This is a genomic window from Agarivorans sp. DSG3-1, assembly GCF_046774965.1.
Lineage (GTDB): Bacteria > Pseudomonadota > Gammaproteobacteria > Enterobacterales > Celerinatantimonadaceae > Agarivorans.
Map to the genome: position 1 here is coordinate 2,619,101 of NZ_CP177241.1, position 25,181 is coordinate 2,644,281.

Sequence of the window (25,181 nt, forward strand, 5' to 3'; positions counted from 1 at the left end):
ATATAGGTTACTTGGCATCTAGAGCTTCTCTAGGTATCTTGCTTTTGATTATTCGATTTAAGCGCAGCAGCCTGTATCGATAGGAATTAACATCAGAGCAAATCAAGGCGGGCTGTCTAAACAGTCAGTTTACTGTTCGTCTTGTTCTTCTCTTAAGTCAGCTTTACGGTTGTTTTGTTCGATCTTTTTACGTAGCTCTGGAGTGATGTTAAAGCTGCCCATATGCCTCAACATCATGATGTTTCCAGCAATAAAACCGAGCACTAATACAATGATCAAAATAACATATGGGGTACTCATTTAGGCCGCCTTTGCTAATCGCTCAATCAAGCTACTATTTTGTGTAAGTTTACACTGGATATAAAGCTAAGCACCGTTACGACTAACAATAATTGTGCGGGTGGTGGTGATTTCTTAAATAAGGGCACTAACCACAATAGGGTTGCAGCCAGTAATAGCGTACTCATTATTACAAACTGTTTGACCAAAGTGCTATTTTCATCAAGCTGGCCACTGGTGAGTAAGTATATACAAACGCAAATCAGACTTACCATTGTTGCAGCTAAACCTACAAATGGAAGCAATTTGTCGAAACTGGTGAGTCGATGTTTAGCCTTAACCATTAGCCAGTTGGCCATTGCCACAGCACAAGCAGTAAAGCTAAATACCATTAAGGCATGTTGACTTAGTATGTAAGCTGCACTTAATAATAGCGGAGCCCCCATTGCCCACCAATAGGTGAGTGGCAAGCTACGCTTATGTTTCAGTTTATTGAGCTTAAAACTCAAGACCCAGCCTAAAAATGCACTGATAAATACTAATACCACTAAACCAATAGCTTGCTGGCTTTCATAACCACTTAAGGCCGCTAAAGTAATAAAGCTCACTAAGGTACTTAATTGGCGTTGGATACGGCCGGTTTGTCCTGGGCAGAGTTCGCCTTTATGCAGCACTAACATAAGCAATAAAAAAGCTAAGGCTGAACTGCTTACCAAGCTAACAAATAAGGTTGAGTACAAACTGGGCATTAGTTCTCCGGTGAACAGATGTTAGTAACATATTGGCTAAATATGTTATCTATATGAAGTTTGATGGTGTTAAGGCCAGCAGCGTCAGCCGCTTGTAAGTGACTGAGTGCTGTCTCAGCATTTAAGTCTTTGAGGAATGCGGCACTGGTTTGCTGGTGGCTTAAATGCCAAGGCTCAAATTCTACGCCGCCTTGAAATTGCCGATAGGGATAAAAGAAACCGTATTCCGCAGCATGCTTTTCTAGCCATAATGCTAAAGGGTACTGGCTACCACCAAGAGTATACTCTTGAGGTATCAAGCTTAAAGATTGGTTAGGTGCCAGCAAATCAGGGTCGTAAAAATCAAAATCACAACCCCAGTGGTGACGACTGGTGCCAGGCAAAGCCGACCAGCGTAAAATGGCATGCATTTTTTGCTCGTCGCTTAAACTAGCCAAGTTTAAGGCTTGGCTATCTTTATCAAGTATCGGGCGTAAACCATTCCACTTGTTATTCCAAATAAGCAATTGCCTATGGAAGTCTCTATAGCCGCTAAAAATGCATAAGTTAAAGCCATCTTGTTTCGCAGCTTCAATTAAACTTTGCAAGCTATCTAGCACTGCACAATGAACCCAGCCTAAAGTAGGTTCATTCTGCATTAAGTCCTTACTTAGTCCGTAAAGACCTAAGTGCTTAGACGCATTGCTCATTATTTGCCTAGTACATTAACTAAAAGCTCGTAGTACATGTCTGTAAGCTGTTCTAAATCAGCTACTTTTACGCACTCGTTGACTTTATGAATGGTGGCGTTAATTGGCCCAAGCTCTACCACTTGAGTACCCATTTTTGCAATGAATCGACCATCTGAGGTACCACCAGTGGTGAGTAACTCGGGCGCTGTTTTAGCTACTTTAGTTACCGCTTCGCTAACTGCTGTTAGAAAGTCACCTTCTTCAGTTAAAAAAGGTTGGCCGTTATAGGTCCAATCAAGTTGGTAATCTAAACCGTGGCTATCAAAGATATTATGTACACGCTTCACAATGTCTTGGTCGGTAAGCTCAGTTGAATAGCGGAAGTTAAATTGTACGTCTAATTCGCCTGGAATAACGTTTGAAGCACCGGTACCCGAGTGAATGTTGGCAATTTGAAAACTGGTAGGTGGGAAAAATTGGTTACCGTTATCCCAGTGCATTGCCGCGAGTTCAGCCAAAGCTGGCGCCGCATCATGAATCGGGTTTTTAGCCAAATGAGGATAGGCAACATGGCCTTGAATACCCTTAACCGTAATATCACCAGTGAGTGAGCCACGACGGCCATTTTTAACAACATCACCTACGCGATGAGTAGAAGAAGGCTCGCCTACTAAACACATATCAATAATTTCGTTACGCGCCATTAATGTGTCTACCACGCGGGTAGTTCCATTGATAAATGGCCCTTCTTCATCAGACGTAATCAAGAAAGCGATAGAGCCTATATGATCGGGGTAATCTGCTACAAATCGTTCGGTAGCAACAACCATTGCGGCTAGCGAACCTTTCATATCTGCTGCACCGCGGCCATGTAATACGCCATCAATAACCGTTGGCTCAAAAGGGGGGGTATGCCATTTTTCTGCAGGGCCGGGTGGTACTACATCTGTGTGGCCAGCAAAGCAAAATAGCGGGCCAGTGTTGCCTCTGCGCGCCCACATATTGGTGGTATCTTCAAATACCATTTCTTCGATGTTAAAACCTGCAGGGCTTAGGCGGTCAGCCATCAATTTTTGGCAATCACAATCTTCAGGGGTCACTGATGGACGGCTGATGAGATCTTTGGCTAAATGTAAAACGGGGCTATCAGACATGTAAATTACGCTTCCGGAAAAAAGAGTTGTTGGTAAAGATCGGCTTTAAAGCCTAGAGTGAAATTTTGCTCTACTTGCAGCAAGGGGCGTTTTATCATTGCCGGAAACTGCTCTAGTAGATCAATCGCAGCGCTTTCGTCTAAACCCGCTTTTTGCTCATCACTTAGTTGTCGGTAAGTGGTACCGCGTTTATTGAGTACAGCTTCCCAACCCAACAGTTTGCACCACTGGCCAATTTGTTGTTTAGTGACTCCGTCTTTACGGTAGTCGTGGAAGGTAAATTCGATGTTGTGTTCGCTTAACCAACGGCGGGCTTTTTTTATTGTGTCGCAGTTGGGGATGCCGAACATGACGATATTAGACGCTGACATGTAAGTTCCCTTTTTATATTTTGGCTAAGAATACCAGAGCTAGCAGTAAAGCTCATTGGGCAATTAAGTTTAAGCGGGGAAATAAATTAACATCGGTAAATTTAAGGCAAAAAAAACCACGCAATTAAGCGTGGTTTTTAACAGTAGCGAGCGCTTACTTAATAATAGTAAGTACTGGCGTTTCGGCAATGGTGACAGAGCCTGATTTTTTCACTAACTCTTTAATCTCATCCATGTTAGAGATTACCACTGGAGTCAGCGTTGATTTTGCTTTTTCTTCTAGCAAGGCTAAATCAAACTCGATGATAACATCACCTTGTTTAACGTCTTGACCTTCAGATGCGATACGGGTGAAACCTTCGCCTTTCAGCTCAACTGTATCAATACCAAAGTGAACGAACATCTCGATACCGTCAGTTGATTCCAACGAAAATGCATGGTTAGTTTCGAAAATTTTACCAATGGTCCCATCACAAGGTGCAACCATTTTGTTGCCGGTAGGTTTAATCGCGATGCCATCACCAACGATTTTTTCAGCAAATACTACATCAGGCACTTCTTCAATAGGAACAATTTCGCCAGATAGTGGGGCGATAATATCGATACCGCTTTTGCTTGAACTATCATCTGAAACCATTTTCTTGAATTTGTCGAATAGACCCATTGTGGCGCTCCTAAATTCTTATGTATTGTGCAGTTGCAACTATCTTAACAGACGGAATTTTGTTTAACAAAAGTGTCAACTAACGTTTCAATCTCAGCGGCTGTAGGCAGCGCTAATGCTTGGTCGGCTAATTGCTTCACTTCAGCATAATTTGAATTACGGATCAGTTTTTTGATCCGAGGTATAGAAATGGCACTCATTGAAAATTCATCCAGTCCCATACCCATTAATAACAAAGTAGCGGTTTCATCACCGGCTAATTCACCACACATGCCTGTCCACTTGCCTGCAGCATGAGACGCGTCGATAACCTGTTTAATCAGAGTTAACACCGCTGGAGACATTGGGTTGTATAGCGCAGAAATAAGTTCGTTACCTCGGTCAACCGCTAGAGTGTACTGAGTTAAGTCGTTGGTTCCAATACTAAAGAAGTCTACTTCCTTAATTAAATGGTGAGCAATAGCTGCAGCTGCTGGTGTTTCAACCATTACACCCACTTCAACGTCTTCATCGTAAGCAATACCTGCTTGGCGAAGATCAGCTTTAAGGGTATCTAGTACGCCGTTAAGTTTGCGGATTTCTTCAACCGACACAATCATCGGGAACATAATACGCACTTTACCAAACGCAGAGGCGCGAAGCAGCGCACGCAACTGTGCGTTCATAATCTCTTCACGGTCGAAAAAGATACGAATGGCGCGCCAGCCCAGGAATGGGTTCATTTCTTTTGGAAGATCTAAGTAAGGCAGATCTTTGTCGCCACCAATATCCATAGTACGGATAATAACAGGGTGGCCTTGCATTGCTTCTACAACGGCTTTGTATGCTTCAAACTGCTCATCTTCAGTTGGCAGAGAATCGCGGTCCATAAACAAGAACTCTGTGCGGTAAAGACCAACACCTTCTGAACCGTTGCGATGTGCACCGTCTACATCTTTAATGGTACCAATGTTGGCACATACTTCTATTTGGTGACCGTCTAAAGAGATCGCCGGTAAGTCTTTTAACTTGGCTAACTCAGCTTTCTCATCCAAGTAGGCTTGCTGGCGCTGCTTATAAGTGGCTAACTGTTCATCGCTGGGATTAATTACTACTTCGTTATTGATGGCGTCTAACGCAATAATGTCGCCATTTTTCACTTGCTGAGTAATATCGTTAGTACCCACAATTGCGGGTAACTCTAATGAGCGAGCCATGATTGAGGTGTGCGAAGTTCGTCCGCCGATATCGGTAACAAAACCCAGCACTTTATCGAGGTTTATTTGTGCTGTTTCAGACGGCGTTAAATCATTAGCTACCAATACCACTTCTTCAGTGATAGTGCTAAGCGACACGATTTCGATACCGAGAATGTTTTTAACTAAACGCGAACCAATATCGCGGAAGTCGGTCGCACGCTCTTTTAAATAGGGGTCATCTAATTCGGCTAGCATTTGCGCATTTTGCTCAATAATGGTGTGAGCGGCTTTGTCTGCACTAGCCAAATTGTCTTTGATGCAGGCTAGAATTTCTTCTTCAAGCTCTTCATCTTCTAACAACATGATATGGCCTTCGAAGATAGCTTCTTTCTCTTCGCCGAAGGTTTTACCTGCCATTTGTTTAATTTCTTCGAGCTGCGCCGACGTTTTGTTTCTGCCGTCGAAAAAGCGTTGTACTTCGCTGTCTACTTGCGCTGCATCGATCTTTGCTTGATTAATAACTACTGCTTGCTCAGCAAGTAATAGTGCTTTACCAAATGAAATTCCTGGAGATGCCAGAATACCTGAAATCATAACCTACACCTATTTAGTTGAACTTGTTAAAGGATTGTAAAAAAGACTTATTCAAGTTCATCCATTAACGCAACTAGCTTTTCAACGGCTGCTGTTTCGTCTTCACCTTCAGCACGAATAACAACGCTAGTGCCTTTAGTTAGGCCTAGGGTTTGTAGTTTGAACAAGCTTTTAGCGCTTGCAGATTTACCATTGCTTTCTACTACGATGTCGCTAGAAAATGCTTTGGCTTCTTTAACGAATTGAGCCGCAGGGCGAGTATGAAGACCATTTTCTGCAGTGATAACAACACTTTTCTCAAACATACGAACATTCCTCAAATTTAAATTATGTCGTCTAAAGATTGATATAAGCTTAGACGTTTATTAGTAAAACGTTTTCGTGAAAAAAATAACGCATATCGCGAGCGATAAGTTTAACCTGCGTCAAATTTTCAGGCTAAGTTGTACTGTGTTACGTTAAATTACATAGCTTGTTAGCTATTAAGTATATGTAATTATTGTATTTATACTAATTTGTCGAAGTGAACAATGTATCTATTTTGATACCTTTTGTTACAAACAGATACATTGTAAAGCTCAGTTTTCAGCGGTTTTGAGTATAGTTTTTGCGTTTTTGTTGCACAAGTCGTCTTGGTTAATTTTCTATGGAAATAAAGTTTCTCTTGCAAAAAAAAAGCGACCCATCACAGGATCGCTTTTTATCGCTTGCTTTGAGAAATATTTACTGAACGTTCTCTTGTTCAGTAAAGGTGTCAGCAAACAAAGCACTTGATAGGTAGCGCTCGCCAGAACTTGGCAGAATAACAACGATGTTTTTATCTGCATACTCTGGTTTTTCAGCAATGCGATTCGCTGCTACAACTGCCGCACCAGAAGAGATACCAGCCAAAATGCCTTCTTCTTCCATTAAGCGCTGAGCCATTGCAATCGCGTCTTCATTGGTGACTTGCTCAACCACGTCAACCATTTCCAAATCTAGGTTACCAGGGATGAAACCTGCACCAATACCTTGGATTTTATGTGGACCAGGCGTTAAGTCTTCACCCGCTTTAGCTTGAGCAATTACCGGTGAATCTACTGGTTCAACAGCAACAGAAGTAATGTTTTTACCTTGCTCTAGCTTAATGTAACGGCTAACACCTGTAATAGTGCCACCCGTACCAACACCGGCTACAAATACGTCAATCTCACCATCGGTATCTTCCCAAATTTCTGGGCCTGTGGTTTTTTCGTGGATCTCTGGGTTAGCTGGGTTATCAAATTGGCCCAGTAAAACATATTTTTCTGGGTTGCCATCGCGAATTTCTTCAGCTTTGCCAATAGCGCCTTTCATACCTTTAGCGCCTTCAGTCAATACTAAGTTGGCACCAAGTGCTTTCAGTAACTTACGGCGTTCTAGGCTCATGGTGTTAGGCATGGTTAGGGTAATTGGGTAACCGCGAGACGCAGCAACAAACGCAAGTGCAATACCGGTGTTACCGCTAGTTGGTTCAATGATTTCTTTACCTGGACCCAACAAGCCTTTTTTCTCTGCATCCCATACTAGGTTTGCGCCAATACGACACTTAACACTGAAGCTTGGGTTACGGCTTTCTACTTTAGCTAATACGTTGCCTTTACTTACACGATTAAGGCGAACTAGCGGAGTACGACCGATAGTCAGGGAATTGTCTTCATAAATCTTACTCATTGAAACGTCCTTTTTAGGTTAATACGCTTGCTACAATCAGTGGTTATTAGCACTAAGCAGCATCACTGTTATTACTAGCATAACGCGCGATTTGCGAAGGGGAAGTAACGTTTATTTATAACGTTATGTAATTAAGAGATAAATTGATATGCCCTGATGCACAGACATGTTTACTTTTTGTGACGCTAAATAAGTGAGTTGTCGGGCGAGTTTTTCTAGCACGTATTAAAATTAGTTATAGTATAAACCTATAGCGAACATGGAATTAACGTAGACAAAAGGGCAAAGCTAAATGGTTAAAGTCGCTCGATTAGCTAGCAAACATTGGATTGTGGCATTGGTATTGTTTTCTATTTATGGCATTCAAGTGTGCCCTTTTTTAGAAGCACAAACCCCGTTGCAATTGTTGTTACCTATCGTGCTGGGCTTTATGTTTACCTTGTTATTACGCCGTATTTTCTGTTTGCGGATTGAGAGAAAAGCCAAAGAGTTACAAGTAGCGGCTCAATTTAAACTCGATCTGGCCTTATTCATGTTCATTAGCGTGATAGTGGTGACGTATAACAGCCTAATGTTTGAACCTCCTTGGGAGTCAAACTTAAAAGTAATCATGGGCTTAAGCGCATTGGGTTTCTATATCGCTGCCGATTTGGCGTTACTTAAAGAATGGCAAATAGCCTTAGAGTTAGAGGAAACGCAGCAACACTTGGCCATTCAGGCACAGGGCTTTGCTGTGGGGAGAAAGCTTTCAGTATTTGCAATAAGCAGTGCCTTTGTTTTAGCGGGTGTTATCTTTTTGGTGATTAATAAAGATTTGGAGTGGCTGGTTATGGTGGGCAGCGAGCGCTACCCCCTGCCGCTTGCTCAGCGATACATTGTTACTGAGTTAGCCTTTGTATTGGCGGTGGTAATGGCTTACGTTATTAGAGTGATTTTTTCTTACTCAAGAAACTTACAGCGGTTATTAGAGAATCAAAATAACAGCTTAGCGATGGTCCAAAATGGTCAACTGGATACGCAAGTTACCGTTAGCAGTAACGATGAGTTTGGCATTATTGCTCAGCGTACCAACACTATGATTAGCAGCTTGCAGCGCAGCACCCATTCTTTGCATCAAACTCGTGATATTGCTATTCACAGCCTTGCTTCGTTGGCGGAAACCCGTGACAACGAAACCGGCGCCCATATTTTGCGTACTCAATATTACGTGAAAGCTTTAGCCGAAGAACTGAAACACCAGCCAGGGTTTGTTGAGCTACTCACAGAGCAAAATATAGAATTGATTTATAAATCTGCACCCTTGCACGACATTGGCAAGGTAGGGATCCCTGATGCGATTTTGCTGAAACCTGGCAAGTTAGACGATGAGCAATGGTTGGTTATGCGCCAGCATCCACAAATAGGCGCTAATGCATTGGCTGAAGCTGAGCGTCATTTTGGCAGTGAAGATGCGGCGTTTTTAAAGTTTGCTAAAGAAATTGCTTTATCTCACCACGAGAAATGGGATGGTAGCGGCTACCCGCATGGAGCTGCAGGCAGTGATATACCGCTAAGTGCGCGATTAATGGCCTTAGCCGATGTATACGATGCCTTAATCAGTAAGCGGGTGTACAAGCCTGCGTTTTCTCACGAGAAGGCTAAGCAAATAATATTGGAAGGCAAGGGCAAGCATTTTGACCCAGCAGTGGTAGAGGCGTTTTGCCGTTGCGAGCAGCAATTTGTAGGGATTGCTGCTCAGTACCAAGACAAACCAGGACAAGCAGCTTAGTCGGTGTAAACCACTATAGACACCCGGTAACGGTCCCGTTTTGGGCTACGCTCTACGGTGTACACGGAGTAGTGGGTCGCGTTTAGCGTGGCGGCCCATTCCACGGCGTCTTTTTCTGCAAGATCTAAATCTAACTCACTTAAAAAGGTTTTTTGCGCCACTTTACTTAAGTTCATCTCTTTGGCGTCGCCGTAAGATATTTTTTGTAAGACAGTGTTAGCCATTACAGAGTGTGTGCCCAGTACACTTAGGCTTAACAACAGGCCTGATAATAAAAATGATTTTGCTTTCATGTTATTTTTCCTCAACCAGCTGCTTGCGATAAACATCAACCCAAATCGCAGTGGCACCACATACGGCTACCGGCATAATAATTAAATTTAATAAAGGTACGGTACTACAAAATAAAACGATCGCTCCAAAACCACTGTTACGAATTCGATCCTGTTTCAGATGGTCACGCATTGTGTCGAAGGGAATGCGATGGTTATCAAAAGGATAATCAATGTACTGGATACTCATCATCCAGGCGGTAAATAAAAACCACAAAACAGGTGCGACGGTTTGGCCAATCGCAGGGATTAAAAACAACAATAGCAGCCCAAGTGCTTTAGGGAGCCAGTACCATAGTTTTTGCAATTCACGAGAGAAAATTCGCGGTAAGTCTTTGATTAAATCAACGAAAGACATATCGTCAACTTTTTTGCCGCTTAGGTGTAATTCTACTTTTTCGGCCAGTAAACCGTTAAACGGCGCGGCTATCCAGTTACCAATAATGCTAAAGGTAAAACCAAACACCATTAAAATCGCAATTATGGCGCTTGGCCAAATTAACCAACTTAACCAATCTAACCAGCTTGGTAGGTAATCCATTATTTGTTGTACCCAGCCACCGAGCTGTTGGTACAAAAAGACAAACGCGCCACCAAATAACAAGATGTTAGCTAACAGGGGAATCATTACAAATAGTCGCAAACCGGGTTGAGTAATTAATTGAAAACCTTGTGCGATGTATGAAATTCCGCTGCGAGAGGCTAGCGAACTCTGCGTCATTGTTGTGATCCCTCGTTTGTTTATGGACGCCTATATTACAAAGCGTTGATAGCTCTGGTAAAGTCTTGCTTTACAATAGCAACAAATTAAAGCAAACCAGTTTATGCGCTTGAAGCAAATCCGCCTTGCCGGGTTTAAGTCTTTCGTTGATCGAACCACCATTCCTTTCCCTACCGATATGACCGCCATTGTTGGGCCAAATGGCTGTGGCAAGTCTAATGTGATTGATGCCGTTCGTTGGGTGTTAGGAGAAAGCAATGCCCGCCATTTGCGTGGTGGTGCGATGACCGATGTAATTTTTAATGGTTCTACTAAGCGTGCGGCTGTGTCTAAAGCCATGGTTGAGTTGATTTTTGATAATCAGCAAGGCCGCATTGGCGGTGAATACGCCAGCTACAGTGAAATCGCGGTTCGTCGAGAAGTCACTCGAGATGGCCAAAACATCTATTTATTAAACGGTGCTAAATGCCGTAAACGTGATATTACTGACTTGTTTTTGGGTACTGGTTTAGGCCCTCGTAGTTACGCGATTATTGAGCAGGGCATGATTAGCCGCTTAATCGAATCGAAACCTCAAGAACTGCGGGTATTTATTGAAGAGGCCGCCGGTGTATCTAAATACAAAGAGCGCCGTCGCGAAACCGAGCTACGAATAAAACATACCGATGAAAATATTCTACGGCTTAGAGATATTGAATCGGAACTAGGGCAACAGGTAAACAAACTTAAAACCCAAGCTCAGGCGGCTAAGCGCTATCGCCAGTATCGCGCCCGACATCGCGAGCTAAAAGCGCTGATGTGCTTGCAAGAATTAAGACAGCTTGACGCCAGTATTGATGGCAGCAGTGAAACTAATGCCCAAGCTGAGCAACTGCAACGAGTTGAAGAACACAGTATTACTCAAGCTGAAAATCAGCTGACAATACTGGCTAATAATATTGCCGAGCAGCAAGAGCTCGTGCAGCGTTTACAGCAGCAAAGTTTCGAATTAAGAACCGAGCTGGCCAAGCTTGAGCAGCAGCAATTACATACTCAGCAACAGCAGAACCAATCTGAGCAAAGCCGTATTCGCAATACTCAGCAGCAACACGAGATTAAGCAAAACCTCGATGATTTAGCAGAACAGTTAGCGGTTGAGCAAGAAGCCTTGTTGGAGCAGCAAGAGCAGTTAGCGTTACAACAACAAGTACTGTTAGAGCTAGAGCCGCAACTAGAAGATGCCGAGCAAAATAGCGCTAGCAAGCGCGAACAGCAAGCCAGCAATTTGGCCGCGAGCCAACAAGCACGCCACGCCATTGAACAGCTTCAAGCTCAACTTCGTCATAGCCAACAAATGCAGCAACGTCATCAACAGCAAATTGCTCAGTTGCAGCAACAGTTGAGTGGTTTAGCGAGTAACAACGACACGGTAGTTGAAGAACTGAGTAGCAAACTCAGCGCCGCAGAACCGCAATTACAAGTTCTAGAACAAACGTTAGAAGAGTTGGAACGGGCTAAATTAGTCAAGCAGTCAGAGCTGCAATCTAGCCAGCAACAGCGTCAGCAATTGTCCTTACAATACACTGCCGAACAGACGCGTTTGCAAGGCGTAGATAAGTTGTTAGCGCAAGTAGAAACGAGTGCCACACATCCGTTAATTGATGTATTGAGGGTTAAAGATGGTTGGCAATTAGCGGCAGATGTGGTGTTAGCTAAGTGGTTACAAGCAGAGTGGTGCGAAACCTTAGAACCGAACTTTCCGCTGGCATTATGTCCACCTCTTCATGGGGGCGAAGTTAGCTTTGCCGCAGAGCTTACGCATTTGCAGAGTTTAGCGCAGCAGCTTGAGCAAGTAGATTTGAGCTATTTATGTGGGCAAGTGCTGGTGGTGGATTCCCTAGAAGAGGCTTTTGACTTACGTGAGCATTTAAGCGCTGAACAATCTCTTATTACCGCCAACGGCGAGTGGTTAGGCCGTTACTGGCAGCAACTTAGCCCACCAAGTTATCAACATTCACTCTTGAGCTTGCAGCAAGAACGTTCAGAGCTAAGTGCGAAGTTAACTGAGTTGAATGTCGCTAAGCAGCAACTTGTAGAGCAGCAAACTGAGTTAGAAGCTGAGCAAAGCAAGATAACCCAACAAAACACGCGCGCCAGTAGTGATTTACAACAACTGCAGAACCAGGTGTCGGACTGGCGCAGCCGCTTGGCGTTGTTACAGCAACAGCAAGCATTTGCTAAACAACAGCGTGAGCAACTAGAGCAACAAATTGAAGACTTGGCTATTAACCTAGAGCAAGACCAAGAGTCACAGTTGCAACTTGAAGAACAGTTAGACACCCAGTTAGAAGCATCTCAAGATGAACAACATCAACAACAAATGTGGCAAGAGCAAGCCGAGCAAGCAGCTTCGCTAGTCAAACAGTTTCGCGCTAGTTTTCAGCAGCAACAATCAGCTAATCATCAATTGCAATTAGCTATTGGCCAACAGCAAGCAAAGTGCCAAACCCAGCTACAGCAACAAAGCTATCAGCAACAAAAGTTACAGGATTTAGCCTTGCAGCTTAGCTTGGAGCCAGAGGAGCACAGTGAACAACTTGAGTTGTTAGCCGAACAAATTGAGCAGTTGCTTGAGCAAAGTATACTTCTTGAAGAACAGCAAACCGAAGCAAGCGAGATTCATCATCAATCGCTTACTCAGCAACAAGCTATGCAACAGCAGCTTAAAGACGCGCAAGGCCGGTTAAAGCAATTGCTTGAGCGAGGTACCGAACAGCGAATTCAGCAGCAAAGCTTGTTGGCTCGGCGCACTGTGTTGCTAGAGCAATTGGCAGAGCAAGGGGATAACCTTAAGCACTTAGAATTGTCGTTACCAGAGGCCAGTTTAGAAGAAGACTACGCGGCTGAATTAGACCTAGTAGATGCCCGGCTTAAACGTATGGGAGCAGTGAATCTAGCAGCCGAAGAAGAGTTTGATCAGCAAAATGCGCGTTATCAAGAATTGACTGCTCAGTTAACTGATTTAGAAGCCGCTATTGAGGTCCTTCGTGCGGCGATAGCTAAAATTGATCGCCAAACACGCTCAAAATTTAGTGAAACTTTTGCTAAGGTAGATGCTGATTTACAAGAGCTTTTCCCCAAAGTGTTTGGCGGAGGCAAAGCATGGTTGGAATTATCGTCTGATGACTTACTTGAAACAGGCGTTACCATAATGGCTCGGCCTCCTGGTAAAAAGAATGCTAGCATTAGTTTGTTATCGGGCGGGGAAAAAGCACTCACGGCATTGGCATTGGTTTTTGCTATATTTCGCTTAAATCCTGCGCCATTTTGTATGCTAGATGAAGTAGATGCCCCCTTAGACGAAGTAAATGTGGGACGTTTTGCGGATTTAGTGCATAGTATGTCTGATACGGTACAATTTATATTTATCAGTCACAATAAAGTGACGATGGAAAAGGCCTCGCAGCTTGCGGGGGTAACAATGCAGGAGCCAGGTGTATCACGCTTGGTAGCAGTGGATATCGCAGAAGCGATAGCCATGGTTGAATAATAGCTTTAGAGAACAGTTAAATGCAGGAATTGCGCATCGTACTTATCGTTGTTGGTATCATTTTAATTATTGCTTTGCTCGCCCATGGTTTTTGGAGCAGTCGCAAACAACGACCTGAAAAACTGGTTAGTCCCAAGCAAAAATCAGGGACTAAAGAATCTATACAAGGCCGTGATGACCAAGGCTTTGATGACTTAGGTGTAGGTCAAGCGCGGGTGATCGGTGATCCAATTGACGATGCCATCTTAGATAGCGATGTAGCCGAACCACTTTCTCAGCCACTGCCTAGCCAAGCTAAGCGTGAACCTGAAGTGGCAGAGCCAGTGCAACGAAAGGAGCCTGAGTTTCATTTTTCAGCGGTTGATGAAGCGCCAGAAATTGCTGATGATCAAGGCTTATCAGGATTAGAATCTGAGCCTCACACTAAACCTAAACAAGCCACTCAAACAGAGTTAGAGCCTGAACCTGAGTTTGCTTTTGATATGGATGAGGCAAAAGATACTGTGGCTGAACCGGTGCTTGAAGAAAATAAAGCGGTGAAAGATCCTAATGCCCCAGACGATGTTTTTATTATAAATGTGATGGCACAAAGTGGCCGTTTTTTGAAAGGTGGCCCCTTACTGGCCAGCCTAGAAAAAATTGGCTTACGTCACGGTGATATGGATATTTTTCATCGTCATCTAGATAACAGTGGTACTGGCCCGATTATTTTCAGCTTAGCCAACATGGTTAATCCAGGTACTTTCGATATTAATGCCATGGACCAGCTTGAAACACGCGGCGTGAGTATTTTTATGACGGTACCGTGTAAAGGCGAACCGACTAAAAACTTTGCCTTGATGTATAACGCGGCGATGACCCTCGCTAAAGATTTAGATGCGATTATGTTGGACGATCAACGTAACCCGCTGACCAAGCAAACCGTTAATCATTATGAGCAACGTGTTCGCGAATACGAGCGTAAGCAGTTGCTCGTAAACTAATAAATTGACACCATTTTAAAGCCTTTCCAAGTTAAGCTTCGGGAAGGCTTTTTTATTTAAAGGTCTCCTATGGACAAGCCAGAACAACAGATTGAGCAGCTAATCGCTCAGCTTGAGCATTACAATTACCAATATTATGTACTCGACGAACCCTCGGTTCCTGATGCGGAATACGACCGTGTATTTCGTGAGCTAAAAGCCCTAGAAAAACAGCATCCTGCTTTATTGCGCAGTGACTCACCGACTCAACGAGTGAGCGGCGCGCCGCTATCTGCTTTTGACCAAGTGCAGCACGAAATGCCAATGTTGTCTCTAGATAATGTGTTCAGTGAAGAAGAATTGAATGCATTCAATAAGCGACTACAAGAGCGTTTAGTGACTGCTGACGACATAACCTACTGCGTGGAACCAAAGTTAGATGGTTTAGCGGTAAGCATACTTTATGTTGATGGTGTTATGGTTCAAGCCGCCACTCGCGGAGACGGAAGTACGGGGGAAAATGTAACGGAAAATGTGAAAACAATTCGTTCTATTCCCTTGCGTTTACGCGGCAGGGATTGGCCAGCAAGACTAGAAGTACGTGGTGAAATTTTCATGCCTAAAGCGGGTTTTGAAAAACTTAACCAGCTAGCAAAAGACAAAGGTGAAAAAGCCTTTGCTAACCCACGTAACGCGGCTGCGGGCAGTTTGCGCCAGCTAGATTCACAAATCACTGCCACTCGACCCTTAGCGTTTTATGCTTACTCGTTGGGCGTAATGAGTGAAGACTTAAGTGATAGTCACTACAATAACTTACAAACTATTAAGTCTTTTGGCTTGCCAGTATGTCCAGAGATTAAAACAGTTGTGGGTAGCCCGGCATGTTTTGAGTATTTCCAAGCGATTGGTGACAAACGTAATGCCTTGGCTTATGAAATAGATGGGGTGGTGTACAAGGTAGACTCAATCAAGTTGCAGCAGCAGCTAGGCTTTGTCGCTCGTGCGCCGCGCTGGGCAACCTCGCATAAATATCCTGCCCAAGAAGAAATCACCTTACTGCGCGATGTTGAGTTTCAAGTGGGTCGTACCGGTGCTATTACTCCGGTTGCGCGTTTAGAGCCGGTGTTTGTAGGCGGTGTAACGGTGAGTAACGCCACCTTGCACAATGCAGATGAGATTGAGCGCTTAGGTGTGCGTATTGGCGATAGCGTCATTGTGCGCCGAGCTGGTGATGTGATTCCACAAGTTGCTGGGGTGATATTGGATCGCCGCCCAGAAGACGCCAAAGAAATTACCTTTCCTCAAACTTGTCCAGTATGTGACAGCGCGATCGAGCGAATCGAAGGCGAAGCGGTAGCGCGCTGTGTGGCGGGTTTACGTTGTGGTGCCCAACGCAAAGAAGCGCTAAAGCATTTTGTGGCGCGTAAAGCCTTAGATATCGACGGTATTGGCGATAAGCTGGTGGAGCAACTGGTAGACGAAAACCTCTTAGAAACGCCACTAGACTTGTTCCATTTGCAGCAAAAGCGTGATGTGTTAATGCAACTAGAGCGTATGGGTGAGAAATCGGTAGAAAAGCTATTAGCAGGCATTGAAGCCGCTAAGCAAACCAGTTTAGCGCGCTTTATATACTCGCTAGGGATTCGCGAAGTAGGTGAGGCAACGGCCGCGAATCTAGCCCAACACTTTAAAACGCTAGAAGCGATTGAGGAGGCAAGTGTGGAGCAACTACAAGATGTGCCAGATGTTGGTGAAATTGTGGCTAAGCATGTGCGTTTCTTTTTCACGCAAGAGCAAAATGCACTGTTAGTGAATGACTTAGCCCAACAACTTAGCTGGCCGGTGATTGAAGAAGTGGCAAGCGAAGACTTAGCGATGAACGGCAAAGTAATTGTGTTAACCGGTACGCTTAGCCAACTAGGGCGCACTGAAGCTAAACAGGCGCTGCAGGCTTTAGGCGCTAAAGTTACTGGCAGTGTATCCAAGAAAACAGACATTGTGATCGCCGGAGAAGCGGCGGGTTCAAAGCTGGCTAAAGCACAAGACTTAGGCATTGAGGTGTGGGATGAACAACAGCTAGTAGACTTACTGGCTAAGTAACAAAGCTCCTTTAAAGAAACTAGCGCTTGTAAGCTATTGTTTAAGTATTGATGATGTAAGGCCTTATTATTGTTAATAAGGCCTTTTTTTAATGGTTATTGCTGCTCATGCAAGGTTCAGCCTAGTCAAACTATTCAACTACGCTTAGTTATCCCTCCTTTAAACAAAGCCATTCACATGAGCCAATTTGATTCCTTATTACCACCACAAATGGCAGAAAAAGCTGCTGACGTTGGGGTGAGCAAAGCCACTAAAGATCCACTCAAAGCGTTTATGCTGGCATTAACTGCAGGGGCGCATATTGGTATCGCCTTTGTGTTTTACACCACCGTTACCACTGGCGCGGGAGAGTTCCCCTGGGGTTTTACTCGCTTGATCGGTGGCTTGGCGTTTAGTTTGGGCTTAATTTTTGTGATTATCACCGGAGGTGAGTTGTTTACGAGCTCGGTGCTTACCTTAGTGGCGAGAGCCAGTGGCAAAATCTCCTGGAAAAGCTTGTGTGTGAACTGGTCTTTGGTTTATTTGGGCAACTTGGCCGGCGCATTCATCTTGGTGGTATTGATGTTACTTACCAAGCAATACACCTTTGCTGATGGTGAAGTGGGGATAAATACCATGCGGATTGCTCAACACAAATTACATCATGATTTTTCACAGGCCGTAGCCTTGGGCATTATGTGCAATGTATTGGTGTGTATTGCTGTATGGATGACCTTTAGTGCACGCAGTTTAACCGATAAAGTCATGGTGATGATTCTGCCAGTGGCGATGTTTGTTTCCGCTGGCTTTGAACATTGTATTGCCAACATGTTTCAGGTGCCTATGGCGATAGGGATTAAAACTTTAGCTGGGCCAGAGTTTTGGCAAGCTACGGGTTTAAGTGCCGCCGATTTTGCCGATCTCACGTTTAGTAACTTCATCGTAAATAACCTCATTCCTGTGACTCTTGGCAATATCATTGGTGGCGGAGTATTTGTTGGTTTAGGTTACTGGCTCATTTATTTGCGTAGGCCTTAACGAGGTTCGCCCAGTAATGCCAAATGTCGGTGCTGGTGTGCATCATTAGTAAGCAAATATGCCGGGCAACTATTCAAGGGGGCTTTTAATGGTGAGGTAAAACATCAGTTAATTGGCCGTTTGGTCAAATAAACGCTAATTAAACCAGCAGATAGCGCTAGTAGCCTGAATGTTGAGGTGGTTTGGTGTATATTTTGCTTCGGTTATTCATTGCTAGATATTACTGTTGTTAGCGTTTTAGGTTGCTTATGTCTGTACTTTCCCCAAATAGTGTTTTTACTTCATTACAACAAGACGGCCCATTTGCGGTGAATCGCGATGCTGTCACGGTGCATCCGTTTTCAGTGTCGGTGCGTACTTGGGTAAAACGCTTGCAGCAAGACAGTAATAACGTTTCAAAGTATCGAGCGTTGCGCAGCCAAATCTTTGAGTTTTTGGGCATTGATAGTTTTCAGCAAATTCAAACCTTAATCACCGATACAGAACAGCGTAAGCAACGCAGTGAGCGCGCCCTATTTTTGTTAGGCAATATGTTTGGCATTAATGGCAACTTAAACGAAATTGAAAACCGTATTGATGAATACGCGCGTACAGCTGATGCGGTTATCCATTCGATTAAAGGAAAAATTCTCTCGCCTTATGCTTCACACATTGAAAATACCAACGAAATTGAAGTCACCAACAACCCAGTAGAGTTGTTGTTGATCATGTTCAACGACGAGTACCATAAAAAAGCTCGCTTTGAAGCGCGCCGAAAGCTCATATTAATGACCCTTGCAGGCAGTATTGAGCAACGTGAAAGAGAAACTGAGATTGAAGAGAAATTTTCAGCATTCTTGGCATTTTTAAATGGTTATGTGTGGAGTAGCGAGCTGAAAATAGGCGAGTTGGATCCAGTTTATTTACATTCAAAACATCGGGCCGAAGATTACGCCTGCTCAGAGGTTAGCGTACTTAACCCGCAGCAAGCTAAGTTGGTACAAAGCAACCGATTCGAAAAGCTCACTTTGCTTAAACGGCGCAGTATTACCGTGGGTGAGCGTAAAACGCCGGTTTATGTTTCTATCCGTAAAAAACCGCCAGAAGCCAAAGTGCTTAAGTTATTACGCAAGAATCAAAAGAACCCAGCTGTTGCGGTAGATGATGAGCTCGGTTTAATGGCGGTGCTTGATTCAGTGAGCGATATTAAAACTTTTCAAAAGCACCTTACCCGTAGTGCTTCTCAAGCTAATTCGCTGATGGTGCTAGAAGATATCTCCGATACCCTCACCGACAGAACTGAGTATCGAGGCTCGGCGGTGGGGTCTAGCAATAAAACGCCAATGATGAAGTTTTTTGCGCGTTTAGGCGGTATGCGAGTCGAGTTTATTATTCACACTAACCGCACTTGGCTTAACTACATGTACCAGCAAGACGTGGCGCATAACGAGTATGAAGTGAAGCGTATGTTTGATACTGGGGTGATTGAATTACTGTTTCCTATGGATATATTTCATTTAAATCATCGTAAAACCCGCGACGAGATGATTCAGTTTTTTAGAAAACAAATCGAAGCATAAATTATTTTTGTCTCTATAGGTCTAGCAAGTTGCTAGGCCTTTTTTGTTGGTGCTGATTTTTGGCTAAAACTGTCGCTTTTGTTCAATCCTCGCAAGGTAAACTCAAATATTATTGCCGGGTAATCACAGACGAGTTAGAGCATAAACGCCATGTTAGAAATAAAAAAAATCGATGAAATAAATACTTTGTCAGCGCTAAAAGAACAATACTTCGCTAGCGCCAATAGCGCGTTAGATGGCATGTGGCATGTTGGTTTTGTTGGCATGTCGCAACACTTTGGCTTTTATGAAAACCAGCAACTGGTGGGGTATTGCTGCATTAATGATGACGCTTATGTGCTGCAGTTTTACATGCTAAAAGGTTATGAAGCGAGAGCTCGAGAGTTGTTTACACTTATCGCACAAGGCAATAGTGGGATAATCGGCGAGCTTAAAGGTGCGTTTGTTAGTACTGCAGAAACGGCTTATTTAAGTTTGTGTTTAGACTGTTCCTCGAATTTTTCGGTGAACGCCTTTATGTACCAGTATGCTGCTAATCAAGCCAAATCTCACCCTAAGCTTTTAAGTTTAACCAAGGCGGGTGATGATCATTTAGCCTCATTTGTGGCATTCGCGGCCGAAAATATTGGTGCGCCAGAACAATGGCTGCAGAGTTACTATAGCAACTTGATTCAGCGACAAGAGCTTTGGGGCTATTGGCGTGATGGGCAGCTGTTGGCTAGCGGAGAGTGTCGCTTGTTCGACCAATGGCAAACTGAGTTCGTCGACTTAGGTATGATTGTAGCGAAAAGTGAGCGTGGGCAAGGCTTAGCTGCAAGGATGCTAACTACCTTAGCACGAAGTGCAATAGAGCGTGGTTTACTGCCTATCTGCTCGACAGAGGTGAACAATATCGCTGCACAAAAAGCCATTGAGCGAGCAGGTTTAAGTTCGTCTCAGCGTATAATTCAGTTTGAGTTTGGCTAGTCGAGACACCATCATAAGCCCTAAAGAGCTATCGTGTTGATGTGCGAGTAGAACAAAGCGGTAAAATACGCGGCTGGTGTAGCGTAAAGTGAATAAGCAATAAATTATAAACAAGCGAGATTTGGCATGATTCAATGGCTACAACAGGCTGAAAATCCAACTATTGCTCGCTTTATCGAGTGTTATTGGTTTATAGAAAAAGACCAAGCCGCCGGCAGCGAGCCATTCCCACAGCTAAACCCAGATCCCTGCCCGCATTTAATGTTGTCTCCTTCTAAGCAGTTCTATGGTTACCAATCTAAAGATGTGGTCTATGAAGGGCGGGGCAGCCATTGGATTTTCCCTCATAGCGAAACATTTACCTTAGATCATTCCAAACCGTTCCAACATTTAGGCATTAAGTTTCATGCTGGCGCGCTGTACAGCTTGGTTATACCTGAATACAGCCACCCGAGTTTGAACTCCGTGAGTTGTTTAGGTCTCTCTCACTTAAAGGCTAGCCTGAAAATGGATGAAACTATGTTGCTAAAGTTAGCTCAAACAGATAGCCAAGGCTGCGTGGAGCAACTGGATAGCTTGCTGATGCCCTGGCTAGTAGGCATTGAACAGGATAAACACAGTGAGTTAAGCCAAAAAGCCTTGTTGTTATTAGACTCGTCCAATATAGCTGATTTAGGAGAGCGCTTATTCTGTTCGCAAAGAACCTTAGAGCGCAGCTTTGCGAGAGTGACGGGATTGAGCTTGAAGCAAGTTCAGAGTATGAACAAACTTGAAGCACTGCTAGAGTATTTGTATCAGCGCGGTGTCGCTGAGTTAGATTGGGTAGACATTGCCTATCGTTTTGGCTTTAGCGACCAGCCTCATTTGATTCGTCACCTTAAAAAGCAAATTGGTTTAACGCCGCAACGTTATGCAGAGCAACGGGGCCTAACCATTGATGTTTACGGAGGGGTAGCAGCGAATAAGCGCTAAGCAAGCTAAGCTGTAGTGCAATCAATTCATAGTTGGCCATCTTAGGTCATTCATAGGAACGGCTTATGGCGGCTGCCCGAACACTACCGCAACTGGGTAAGAAAATTTTTGCCTGCTATACCGGAATGGAAACCGATTTAGTCTACAAACACGGGATTGATTTACCTGGTTTTGCGGCTTACCCCTTGCTTCGTCAACCTGATTCGAAAAACCTTTTGCGACAATACTATTATCAGCTTGTTGAGCTTACTCGAGAGCAAAATGTTGGACTCATTTTGGATTCGGTCACCTGGGCGGCTAATCGAGATCGTGGTCAAGCACTTGGCTTTAACCAGCAACAATTGCAGGCTTTTAACCTAGAAGCCGTTGCGCTGATGGCCGAGGTACGGGCTGAAAATGCTGATCTGGACATTGTACTCGCGGGGCAAATTGGCCCGCAGGATGACAGTTATTCACCAAAGTATTTGATGGCAACAGTAGAGGCTAGAGAGTATCACCTAGAACAAATTAAAACTTATGCAGCCACCGACGTGGACTTTATTAGCGCCTTTACTATTTGCTATGCCGAAGAAGCGGCCGGCATTGTTAAGGCGGCTCAGCAATTTTCTCTGCCCGTTGCAATTGCCTTTACTCTGGAAACTGACGGCTGTTTACCTACTGGTATGCCCTTGTCTGAAGCCATTGCACTAGTAGATGCAGAAACTAACAATGGCCCGGCTTACTACTTAATCAACTGCGCTCATCCTGAACACTTTTCACATATATTTGATGGCAAATCATGGGTGAAGCGGATACGTGGAGTTGTTGCTAACAGTTCTCGATGTAGTCATGAGGAGTTAGAGCAGGCTTGTGCGTTAGATGAAGGCAACCCAGAAGAGCTTGCATCGCAGTTGGCTGCATTACGAGCTAAGTACAATCACTTTAATGTGTTGGGCTCTTGTTGTGGTTCAGATATGCGACATATGAAAAGTATATTGGCTAAAGCCAAATTGATTTTATAGCGCTGGTTGTAGCGATACGTTAACTAAACCCTCGCCTAGCAAAGAGGAGGGCGGTGTTCTCCCGCTCTTTGTGGCTAAGCCAGTCTGAGTTTGCTGTTTGGTAGAAAGCAAAAAGGCCTGCAATTATGCAGGCCTTTTAATATGGTGGTCGCAACGGTGCTTGAACCAGTGACCCTCGCCTAGCAAAGAGGAGGGCGGTGCTCTCCCGCTCTTTATGGCTAAGCCAGTCTGAGTTTACTGTTTGGTAGAAAGCAAAAAGGCCTGCAATTATGCAGGCCTTTTAATGTGGTGGTCGCAACGGTGCTTGAACCGGTGACCCTCGCCTAGCAAAGAGGAGGGCGGTGCTCTCCTGCTCTTTACGGCTAAGCGATACGTTGGAGTTTACTGTTTGGTAGAAAGCAAAAAGGCCTGCAATTATGCAGGCCTTTTAATATGGTGGTCGCTACTGGGCTTGAACCAGTGACCCTCGCCTTGTAAGGGCGATGCTCTCCCAACTGAGCTAAGCGACCGAATTTTGTGTTACTAGTAAACCGTTCATAGAACCATTTACTTTAAATATGGTGGTCGCTACTGGGCTTGAACCAGTGACCCTCGCCTTGTAAGGGCGATGCTCTCCCAACTGAGCTAAGCGACCGAATTTTGTGTTACTAGTAAACCGTTCAAAAGAACCATTTACTTTAAATATGGTGGTCGCTACTGGGCTTGAACCAGTGACCCTCGCCTTGTAAGGGCGATGCTCTCCCAACTGAGCTAAGCGACCGAATTTTGTGTTACTAGTAAACCATTCATAGAACCATTTACTTTAAATATGGTGGTCGCTACTGGGTTTGAATCGATGATTCTCGCCATGTAGAGAGTAGGGCGATGCCCTTACCAACCACTAACACTAATCTTCTAGTGTTTAAATATGGTGGTCGCTACTGGGCTTGAACCAGTGACCCTCGCCTTGTAAGGGCGATGCTCTCCCAACTGAGCTAAGCGACCGAATTTTGTGTTACTAGTAAACCGTTCAAAAGAACCATTTACTTTAAATATGGTGGTCGCTACTGGGCTTGAACCAGTGACCCTCGCCTTGTAAGGGCGATGCTCTCCCAACTGAGCTAAGCGACCGTCTTGTGGGGGCGTATTATAGGGTGGTCTGCGGAGGTGTCAACGCAAATTTAAAGGAAACTGACTGCTTGCGCAAATTCTCGTCAAAATGCCCAAATTGGCAGCTTTGATGAGGCAATTATTAGCAAATAAAGCGCGATATGATTATGGCTGCTGTCTAGCGAATTTTAGCGGGTGTGGTAAAATCCGCGCCATTCAACTCGGTCAATTTACTTAACTAGAGAATAAACATGACAGTTCGTACTCGCGTAGCACCTTCGCCAACAGGTGACCCTCATGTAGGTACCGCCTACATCGCACTATTTAATTACTGTTTCGCTAAGCAACATGGCGGCGAATTTATTCTACGTATTGAAGATACCGACCAAGCGCGCAGCTCGCGTGAATCTGAGCAAGCTATTTACGACAGCCTAAGCTGGTTAGGGCTAAGCTGGGATGAAGGTCCAGACTGTGGCGGCAATGCGGGCCCATACCGTCAAAGCGAGCGTAGCGATATTTATAAAAAATATGCTCAACAGCTGATTGATGAAGGTAAGGCATTTTACTGCTTTGCCACTTCTGAAGAATTAGACGAAATGCGCAAGCAGCAAATGGCCGAAGGTTTACAGCCTAAATACGATGGCCGTGGTTTAACGCTAAGCGCCGAAGACATTGCTGCGAACCTGGCAGAAGGTAAGCCTTATGTAGTTCGCATGAAAATCCCAGAATCGGGCAGCTTTAGTTTTAACGATTACCTGCGTGGCAACGTAGAGATCCCATGGGAACAAGTAGACATGCAAGTGCTACTTAAAGCCGATGGTTTGCCAACCTACTTTTTAGCTAACGTGGTAGATGATCATTTAATGGGCATTACTCACGTGTTCCGTGGTGAAGAATGGCTAAACTCGGCGCCTAAACTGCTTAAATTATACTTAGATTTAGGTTGGGAAGCGCCAGTATTGGGCCACATGCCATTGTTACGTAACCCTGATAAGAGCAAGTTAAGTAAGCGTAAAAACCCAACTAGCGTGAACTACTACCGCAAAATGGGCTTTTTACCTGAAGCAATGCTTAACTACTTAGGCCGCATGGGCTGGTCTATGCCAGACGAGCGTGAAAAATTCACCTTGGCAGAAATGATTGAGCACTTCGACATGAAGCGTGTGTCATTAGGTGGCCCTGTATTTGATGTTGAAAAACTTAAATGGTTAAACGGTTTGTGGATCCGCGAAGAACTAAGTGATGAGCAACTAGCCCAACGCTTAGTTGAGTGGGCTTACAATCAAGAAACTTTGATGAACATTATTCCTCAAGCTAAAGCACGTTTAGATGTGTTTAGTGATTTAGCGCCATTAGCTGGGCATTTTATCTCAGGCATGCCTGAATATGCACCAGAGCTACTTACTGGCGGTAAACTAGAAGAAGAGCAAGTTCGTAGCTTGTTACAAATGTTTATTTGGCAGCTAGAAGAGCAGCGCCAGTGGGACAAAGACACGGTGTTTGCTGTTGCTAAGCAATTGTCTACTCACTTAGATGTGAAAATCCGTGACTTCCTAGAGCCTATTTTTGTGGCGATTACTGGCAAAACCAGCTCTACCTCTGTGGTAGATGCAATGGCTATTCTAGGATCAGATATGAGCCGAGCGCGATTACGTTTTGCGCTAAGCCATATTGGTGTGAGTAAGAAACAAGCTAAATCGTTAGATAAAGCTTACCGCGCCTATAAAGCTAGCTGGTAAGCCTTTTCGTTTAATGTAAAAAGCCAACTCTTAGAGTTGGCTTTTTTTGTATTTTCTAAAGTGAATTGTTATAC

The 25,181-nt window shown here is 44.2% G+C and carries 21 protein-coding genes and 5 tRNA genes; 10 read left to right on the forward strand and 16 right to left on the reverse strand.

From position 1 onward, the window contains the following. Positions 1–129 precede the first annotated feature (129 nt). The 9 genes from ACLD71_RS12225 to cysK form a co-directional block, all read right to left on the reverse strand. Positions 130–300 carry a DUF2897 family protein gene (locus tag ACLD71_RS12225; protein ID WP_137674958.1) on the reverse strand — a complete coding sequence of 57 codons (171 nt, stop codon included), beginning with the start codon at positions 298–300 and terminating at the stop codon, positions 130–132. Positions 301–326: 26 nt separating this feature from the next. Continuing rightward, positions 327–1,028: a hypothetical protein gene (locus tag ACLD71_RS12230; RefSeq protein WP_411990877.1), complete on the reverse strand. Its 702-nt coding sequence runs from the start codon at positions 1,026–1,028 to the stop codon at positions 327–329. Further along, positions 1,028–1,717: a M15 family metallopeptidase gene (locus ACLD71_RS12235; protein WP_411990878.1), complete on the reverse strand. Its 690-nt coding sequence runs from the start codon at positions 1,715–1,717 to the stop codon at positions 1,028–1,030. Before ACLD71_RS12235 ends, ACLD71_RS12230 begins: the two co-directional genes overlap by 1 nt. After that, the gene (dapE, locus tag ACLD71_RS12240; RefSeq protein ID WP_137674961.1) at positions 1,717–2,853 is read right to left on the reverse strand and encodes a succinyl-diaminopimelate desuccinylase; all 1,137 of its coding nucleotides are present in this window, start codon (positions 2,851–2,853) and stop codon (positions 1,717–1,719) included. The genes ACLD71_RS12235 and dapE overlap by 1 nt, the downstream gene beginning before the upstream one ends. A gap of 5 nt (positions 2,854–2,858) precedes the next feature. Next, the gene (locus ACLD71_RS12245) at positions 2,859–3,224 is read right to left on the reverse strand and encodes an ArsC family reductase (protein ID WP_137674962.1); all 366 of its coding nucleotides are present in this window, start codon (positions 3,222–3,224) and stop codon (positions 2,859–2,861) included. Between the two features lie 154 nt (positions 3,225–3,378). Then, on the reverse strand, positions 3,379–3,888 hold the full coding sequence (gene crr / locus ACLD71_RS12250) for a PTS glucose transporter subunit IIA (RefSeq protein ID WP_137674963.1): 510 nt from the start codon (positions 3,886–3,888) through the stop codon (positions 3,379–3,381). A gap of 44 nt (positions 3,889–3,932) precedes the next feature. Next, positions 3,933–5,660 carry a phosphoenolpyruvate-protein phosphotransferase PtsI gene (ptsI, locus tag ACLD71_RS12255; RefSeq protein ID WP_303516683.1) on the reverse strand — a complete coding sequence of 576 codons (1,728 nt, stop codon included), beginning with the start codon at positions 5,658–5,660 and terminating at the stop codon, positions 3,933–3,935. Between the two features lie 47 nt (positions 5,661–5,707). Beyond that, positions 5,708–5,965: an HPr family phosphocarrier protein gene (locus tag ACLD71_RS12260; protein WP_137674965.1), complete on the reverse strand. Its 258-nt coding sequence runs from the start codon at positions 5,963–5,965 to the stop codon at positions 5,708–5,710. A 418-nt stretch (positions 5,966–6,383) separates the two neighbouring features. Continuing rightward, positions 6,384–7,352 carry a cysteine synthase A gene (cysK, locus tag ACLD71_RS12265; protein ID WP_303516685.1) on the reverse strand — a complete coding sequence of 323 codons (969 nt, stop codon included), beginning with the start codon at positions 7,350–7,352 and terminating at the stop codon, positions 6,384–6,386. Positions 7,353–7,644: 292 nt separating this feature from the next. On the opposite strand from cysK, the gene ACLD71_RS12270 reads away from it, so the two are divergent. After that, positions 7,645–9,120: an HD-GYP domain-containing protein gene (locus ACLD71_RS12270; RefSeq protein WP_137674967.1), complete on the forward strand. Its 1,476-nt coding sequence runs from the start codon at positions 7,645–7,647 to the stop codon at positions 9,118–9,120. On the opposite strand, the gene ACLD71_RS12275 is transcribed toward ACLD71_RS12270, so the two are convergent. Together ACLD71_RS12275 and cysZ are read right to left on the reverse strand one after the other, a co-directional pair. After that, a complete protein-coding gene (locus tag ACLD71_RS12275; protein WP_137674968.1) occupies positions 9,117–9,413 on the reverse strand; it encodes a hypothetical protein in 297 nt (98 codons plus the stop codon). The genes ACLD71_RS12270 and ACLD71_RS12275 overlap by 4 nt on opposite strands. Position 9,414: 1 nt before the next feature. Next, on the reverse strand, positions 9,415–10,173 hold the full coding sequence (cysZ, locus tag ACLD71_RS12280; RefSeq protein ID WP_137674969.1) for a sulfate transporter CysZ: 759 nt from the start codon (positions 10,171–10,173) through the stop codon (positions 9,415–9,417). Between the two features lie 103 nt (positions 10,174–10,276). Between cysZ and smc the strand changes: the two genes are divergently transcribed. The 8 genes from smc to ACLD71_RS12320 all read left to right on the forward strand — a co-directional run bounded on the left by smc (position 10,277) and on the right by ACLD71_RS12320 (position 22,279). Beyond that, complete coding sequence (gene smc / locus ACLD71_RS12285; RefSeq protein ID WP_411990879.1) at positions 10,277–13,702, forward strand: chromosome segregation protein SMC; 3,426 nt, start codon at positions 10,277–10,279, stop codon at positions 13,700–13,702. Between the two features lie 20 nt (positions 13,703–13,722). Next, positions 13,723–14,685 carry a cell division protein ZipA gene (gene zipA / locus ACLD71_RS12290; protein WP_411990880.1) on the forward strand — a complete coding sequence of 321 codons (963 nt, stop codon included), beginning with the start codon at positions 13,723–13,725 and terminating at the stop codon, positions 14,683–14,685. Positions 14,686–14,754: 69 nt separating this feature from the next. After that, positions 14,755–16,764, forward strand: a complete 2,010-nt coding sequence (gene ligA / locus ACLD71_RS12295) for an NAD-dependent DNA ligase LigA (RefSeq protein WP_411990881.1) — start codon at positions 14,755–14,757, stop codon at positions 16,762–16,764. Between the two features lie 177 nt (positions 16,765–16,941). Next, the gene (focA, locus tag ACLD71_RS12300) at positions 16,942–17,781 is read left to right on the forward strand and encodes a formate transporter FocA (RefSeq protein WP_411990882.1); all 840 of its coding nucleotides are present in this window, start codon (positions 16,942–16,944) and stop codon (positions 17,779–17,781) included. Between the two features lie 248 nt (positions 17,782–18,029). Then, positions 18,030–19,340, forward strand: a complete 1,311-nt coding sequence (locus tag ACLD71_RS12305; RefSeq protein WP_411990883.1) for a hypothetical protein — start codon at positions 18,030–18,032, stop codon at positions 19,338–19,340. A 150-nt stretch (positions 19,341–19,490) separates the two neighbouring features. Then, on the forward strand, positions 19,491–20,306 hold the full coding sequence (locus tag ACLD71_RS12310; RefSeq protein WP_411990884.1) for a GNAT family N-acetyltransferase: 816 nt from the start codon (positions 19,491–19,493) through the stop codon (positions 20,304–20,306). Positions 20,307–20,432: 126 nt separating this feature from the next. Next, on the forward strand, positions 20,433–21,278 hold the full coding sequence (locus tag ACLD71_RS12315; protein ID WP_411990885.1) for a helix-turn-helix domain-containing protein: 846 nt from the start codon (positions 20,433–20,435) through the stop codon (positions 21,276–21,278). Between the two features lie 65 nt (positions 21,279–21,343). After that, positions 21,344–22,279, forward strand: coding sequence for a homocysteine S-methyltransferase family protein (locus tag ACLD71_RS12320; RefSeq protein ID WP_411990886.1), 936 nt, complete (start codon positions 21,344–21,346; stop codon positions 22,277–22,279). Positions 22,280–22,712: 433 nt separating this feature from the next. Here ACLD71_RS12320 and ACLD71_RS12325 read toward each other — a convergent pair. The 5 genes from ACLD71_RS12325 to ACLD71_RS12345 form a co-directional block, all read right to left on the reverse strand. After that, positions 22,713–22,788, reverse strand: a tRNA-Val gene (locus ACLD71_RS12325). 49 nt (positions 22,789–22,837) lie between these two features. After that, positions 22,838–22,913, reverse strand: a tRNA-Val gene (locus tag ACLD71_RS12330). Between the two features lie 50 nt (positions 22,914–22,963). Beyond that, a tRNA-Val gene (locus ACLD71_RS12335) sits at positions 22,964–23,039 on the reverse strand. Between the two features lie 148 nt (positions 23,040–23,187). Then, positions 23,188–23,263, reverse strand: a tRNA-Val gene (locus tag ACLD71_RS12340). Positions 23,264–23,313: 50 nt separating this feature from the next. After that, a tRNA-Val gene (locus ACLD71_RS12345) sits at positions 23,314–23,389 on the reverse strand. Positions 23,390–23,619: 230 nt separating this feature from the next. Here ACLD71_RS12345 and gltX point away from each other — a divergent pair. Next, positions 23,620–25,107 (forward strand): glutamate--tRNA ligase, encoded by a 1,488-nt coding sequence (gltX, locus tag ACLD71_RS12350; RefSeq protein ID WP_137674978.1) that lies wholly within the window; start codon positions 23,620–23,622, stop codon positions 25,105–25,107. Positions 25,108–25,181: the final 74 nt, after the last annotated feature.